Raw genomic sequence first — 4,934 nt, 5'->3', positions numbered from 1 at the left:
CGGGAAACAACCTTGAGCTGTTCGACCGCGTCGCCCAAGGCTACCTGACCGTCGCCAACCCCAAGACCAAGCTGATCCTCAGCGCCAACTGGCAGATCGACCGCTTCACCATCAACGCCGGCCTGACCCGCTACGACAAGGTCGTGGCCCGCGACGCCAACCCCGACTACGACGTGACCTACGGCGCCAAGTGGCTGACCGACCTGGAAGTGGCCTACGCGCTGACCGACAACTTCGACATCGCCGTGGGCGCCAACAACCTGTTCGACGTGCGCGCCGACAACAACGGCTACCCGGCCGGCGATATCAACGGCTTCCCGAAATTCGGCTCGATCTCGCCGTTCGATCCTTACGGCGGTTTCTGGTACACGCGCCTCGCCTACAACTTCTGACCCCACCCGACAACGCGCCCGCCGCACGCGGCGGGCGCCAGGAGATTCATCATGAGCCAAGGCCCGTTCATACTCGGCGCGTTCATCCCCGGGAGCCTCAGCGGCAGCGCGTGGCGCCTGCCCGAAGCGCCGCTGGACACCTTCAAGAGCCTGGAGCACTACCAGTACATCGCCCGCAAGCTGGAAGCCGGGCGCTTTCACTCGCTGTTCTTCAACGACACCCTGGACGTCAAGCTCGACCTGGCGCTGCAGCGCGGCCCCAACAGCGTGCGCTGGGACCCGTTGATCCTCGCTCCGGCGCTGGCTGGCAGCACTCGCCACATCGGCCTGATCGCCACGGCCAGCACCACCTACAACGAGCCCTACAACGTTGCCCGCAAGTACGCGGCCCTGGATCACCTCAGCGGCGGGCGCGCCGGCTGGAACCTGGTGACGTCGCTGGGTGGCGGCGAGAACTTCAACCGCCAGGAGCATGTCGAGCACGATGACCGCTACGCTCGTGCCGAAGAGTTCTACGACGTGGTCAGCGGCCTGTGGGACAGCTGGGCCGACGATGCCTTCGTCCAGGACAAGGCCAGCGGCACCTGGCTTGATATCGACAAGCTGCATGTCCTCGACCATCAGGGCGAGCATTTCCAGGTGCGCGGCCCGCTTAACGTCTCGCGCTCACCCCAGGGGCATCCCGTGGTGGCCCAGGCGGGCGCCTCCAGCGCCGGCAAGCGTCTGGCCGCCCGCGTGGGCGAGCTGATCTTCACCGCCCAGCACACCATCGAGCAGGGCCAGGCGTTCTACCAGGAGACCAAGCGCGCCGCCGCAGGCTTCGGGCGTCCTGCGAACGCGCTGAAGGTGCTGCCCGGCGTCTCGCCGGTGGTCGGCAAGACCCTCGCCGAAGCCCAGGCCAAGTACGACCGCCAGCAGGCGCTGCTGGAGCCCAAGGCCTTCCTCAGTTCCATCTCGCGCTTCGCCAGTCTCGGCTACGACCTTTCGGAGCTGCCCTTCGACGAGGTGGTGCCGCTGCCGCCGGCGTCGTTCACCACCAATACCCACCAAAGCCGGCAGAAACTGGTGTTCGACCTGATCCGCCGCGAGCGTCCGACCGTGCGCGAGCTGTTCAACAAGCTCACCTCCGGCGGCCACCGCATTCTCATCGGCACCCCCGAAAGCATCGCCGACGACCTCCAGGCCTGGCATGAGGCGGGCGCCGCCGATGGTTTCAACATCATGTTCAGCGGGCTGCACTCGGCCATCGACGACTTCGTCGACGGCGTGGTCCCGGAGCTGCAGCGCCGCGGGCTGTTCCAGCGCGAATACGCCGGCACCACGCTGCGGGAAAACCTGGGCCTGCCCTACCGCGCAAACCGCTTCTTCTAAGGAAAGACCATGCTCCGACCCCTGGCTTCACTAGGCCTCGCAATCGCCGTGACCCTGGCCGGCTGCGACGACAAATCCGCTCGGCAGGCCGACGCCAGCGCCCCGGCCCAGCCGCGCAACGGTGGGGTGCTGCGGGTGGCCTTCGACGGCGACCCCAACTGCATCGACCCGCAACAGGCGGGCAACAACACGGCACTCAACGTCGGGCGGCAACTGGTGGACTCATTGACCGACCAGGACCCGCAAACCGCCGAGATCGTCCCCTGGCTGGCCGAACGCTGGGAGGTCAGCGAAGATTCGCGCCAGTTCACCTTCCACCTGCGCGAAGGCGTGACCTTCGCCGACGGCAGCGCGCTGGACGCGGCGGCGGTCAAGGCGAACTTCGAGGCCATCATTGCCCTCGGCGCTCAGGCACAACTGGCCGGCACCTACCTGGCCGGGCTCGAATCCATCCAGGTGAGCGGACCGCTGAGCGTGCGCATCACCTTCAAGCAGGCCAACGCGCAGTTCCTGCAGGCCAGCTCGACCATGAGCCTGGGGCTGCTGTCCCCCGCGACCCTCAAGCACTCCGCCGAGGAACGCTGCCAGGGCGCGCTTGTGGGTTCCGGGCCGTTCAACGTGAAAAGCTTCGAGCACAATCGGCTGGTGCGCATCGAGTCCCGCCCGGACTATGCCTGGCCCTCGACCCTGGCCGAGCACAAGGGCCGCGCCTGGCTCGATGCGATCGAGTTCCACATCCTGCCCGAATCCGGCGTGCGCCTGGGCAGCCTGCTGTCAGGGCAGATCGACGTGAACACCGGCGTGGCCGTGCAGGACGAAGCGGTGCTGGAAGCCCAGGGCATTCCCTCCATTGCCCGCTCCAACCCGGGCATCGTCTTCAACCTGACACCCAATGAATCCCGTGCGCCGCTGGACGATGCCAACGTGCGCCGGGCCCTGAACAAGGCCATCGACCGCGACCAGTTCAAAGGCGTGATCTCCCGACACCAGAAACCGGCCAGTTCGGTGCTGGCCAGCAGCACGCCGTACTACCAGGACCTCAGCACCAGCCTCGCCTACGACCCCGAAGGCGCCGGCAAGCTGCTGGACGCCGCCGGCTGGACCAGGGCCGCCGATGGCTGGCGCGAGCGCGACGGCAAGCGCCTCGGCTTCGCCCTGGACTACTGGCAGGCCAGCACGCCGGTGCTGGAACTGGTACAGCAGCAGCTGCGCCAGGTCGGCATCGAACTGCACCTGAACAAATCCACGATTGGCCAGGTGAGCCTGGCGCAGACCTCGCTCAAGTACCAGCTGTGGTTCTTCAACCTGACCCGCGCCGACCCGGACGTGCTGCGCACGGTGTTCCTGTCCAGCGGGCGCAACGTCAACGTGCGGGCGCCGTCAGGGCTTGACCAGGCGTTGCTGGATTCGGCGGCCAGCCTCGATGTGCATACCCGCGGGCAGCTGATCCAGCAGGCCAGCCGTGAACTGGTGGAACAGGGGCACGTGATTCCCCTGGTGGAGGCCGCCACCGTGACCGCCTTCCGTGACGTGGTGCGCGGCCTGCACTACGAGGCCTCAACCCGTCTGCAGTTCTACGACACCTGGCTGGCACAGCCTGGGAGCCACTGACCGATGAGCCTTATCGACACGCGCCGGTTGTTGACCGGTCCCTGGCTCTGGCGCCCGGCCCAGGCCGCGCTGGTACTGTGGGCCGCCTTTACCCTGTCGTTCGCCATCCTGTATGCGCTGCCGGGCGACCCGATCGCGATCCTGCTGGCGCAGAGCGGCGAGCCGGGGACGGTGGACCCGGCCAAGGTGGCTGAACTGCGCGCCCGCTACCACCTCGACGGGAGCCTCTGGCAGCAATACGGCGGTGCGCTGTGGCGGTTGCTGCACCTGGATCTGGGCCAGTCGCTGCAAACCGGCAAACCGGTGGCCCAGGCGCTCGCCGCAGCGCTGCCGTCCACCCTGGCGCTGGCGCTCGCCGCGCTGATGCTGGCGGTGCCTCTGGGGATCGGCCTTGCGCTGGCGGGCTATCACATCCGTCGGCCGGCGGTGCGGAGCGCGCTGCAGAACGCTCCAGCCGTCGTCGTCTCGCTGCCGACCTTCTGGGTCGGGCTGCTGCTGTTGCAACTGTTCTCCTTCCAGTTGCACTGGCTGCCGGCCATGGGCAACCACGGCCTCGCCAGTCTGGTGTTGCCGGCCGTGACCCTGGCCTTGCCTGGCGCGGCGATGATCGCCCAGGTGCTCGGCCGTTCGATTGCCAGCGTTAGCCAGCAGCCCTTTGTCCAGGCCCTTCGCAGCAAGGGCGTCGGGCCTTGGCGGTTGCTTTGCGGCCATATCCTGCACAACGCGGCGATTCCCCTGCTGAGCGTGGCCGGCACCCTGCTGGGCAACCTGCTGGCCGGCGCGGTGGTCACCGAAACGGTGTTCTCCCGCGACGGCGTCGGGCGTCTGGCCCAGGCGGCCGTCTCCAGCCAGGACATCGCCGTGGTCCAGGGCGTGGTGCTGCTGGCCGCGGCCTTGTATGTGCTGACCAATCTGCTGACCGACCTGATCTATCCGCTGCTCGACCCGCGCATCCGCCCAGGAAACCGCCCATGATCCTGCAACCTGCCTATCCCCTCGCCCGCCCTGTGCGCTGGCCGGGTCTGCCCGTGGCGCTGAGCCTCGCGCTGTTCATGGTGATACTGGGCTGGGCCTTCTGGCCGGGCTTGTTCACCAGCGCCGACCCGCTGCTGGCCGACCCCACCCAGACGCTGCAAGGCCCTTCGGCCCAGCACTGGTTCGGCACTGACCATCTGGGGCGCGACCTCTACGCGCGTTGCGTGCACGGCGCGTCATTGTCGCTGCAGGCCACCGGCATCGCGGTGCTGGTGGCCCTGGTCGCTGGCAGCCTGCTGGGCGGTATCGCCGGCTGGCTTGGTGGCGTCGCCGATCGCGCCTTGGCGATCGTGGTGGAAGTGCTGATGGCGATCCCGGGCCTGCTGCTGGCGATGGCCATCGTCACCGCGCTGGGGTTTGGCACGCTGGAAATCGCCCTCGCGGTGGGCTTGTCATCGGTCGCGATCTTCGCGCGGCTGGCCCGCGGTGAAGTGCTGCGCTGGCGCACCCGCACCTTCGTCGAGGCGGCCCAGGTGGCCGGCGTCGGCACCTGGACCAACCTCTGCCGACACGTGCTGCCAAATG

4 protein-coding genes and 1 pseudogene are annotated in these 4,934 nt (G+C 67.9%); all 5 read left to right on the top strand.

Features of this window, described 5'->3' with window-relative positions:
• Positions 1-392 (top strand): annotated as a pseudogene (locus tag VJS90_RS13340) (TonB-dependent receptor); the annotation flags it as partial.
• Positions 393-443: 51 nt separating this feature from the next.
• The gene (locus VJS90_RS13335; RefSeq protein WP_324122122.1) at positions 444-1,763 is read left to right on the top strand and encodes an LLM class flavin-dependent oxidoreductase; all 1,320 of its coding nucleotides are present in this window, start codon (positions 444-446) and stop codon (positions 1,761-1,763) included.
• 9 nt (positions 1,764-1,772) lie between these two features.
• On the top strand, positions 1,773-3,374 hold the full coding sequence (locus tag VJS90_RS13330; RefSeq protein ID WP_324122121.1) for an ABC transporter substrate-binding protein: 1,602 nt from the start codon (positions 1,773-1,775) through the stop codon (positions 3,372-3,374).
• Between the two features lie 3 nt (positions 3,375-3,377).
• Positions 3,378-4,349, top strand: a complete 972-nt coding sequence (locus VJS90_RS13325; protein WP_324122120.1) for an ABC transporter permease — start codon at positions 3,378-3,380, stop codon at positions 4,347-4,349.
• Positions 4,346-4,934 (top strand): ABC transporter permease (locus tag VJS90_RS13320; protein WP_324122119.1); only part of this gene is annotated, 589 nt, incomplete at its 3' end. The genes VJS90_RS13325 and VJS90_RS13320, both read left to right, overlap by 4 nt.

It is taken from the genome of Pseudomonas sp. (genome assembly GCF_035277045.1).
Classification (GTDB): domain Bacteria; phylum Pseudomonadota; class Gammaproteobacteria; order Pseudomonadales; family Pseudomonadaceae; genus Aquipseudomonas.
The sequence above is the reverse complement of the archived record's forward strand: the minus strand, read 5'-3'. Positions and strand labels throughout refer to the sequence as shown.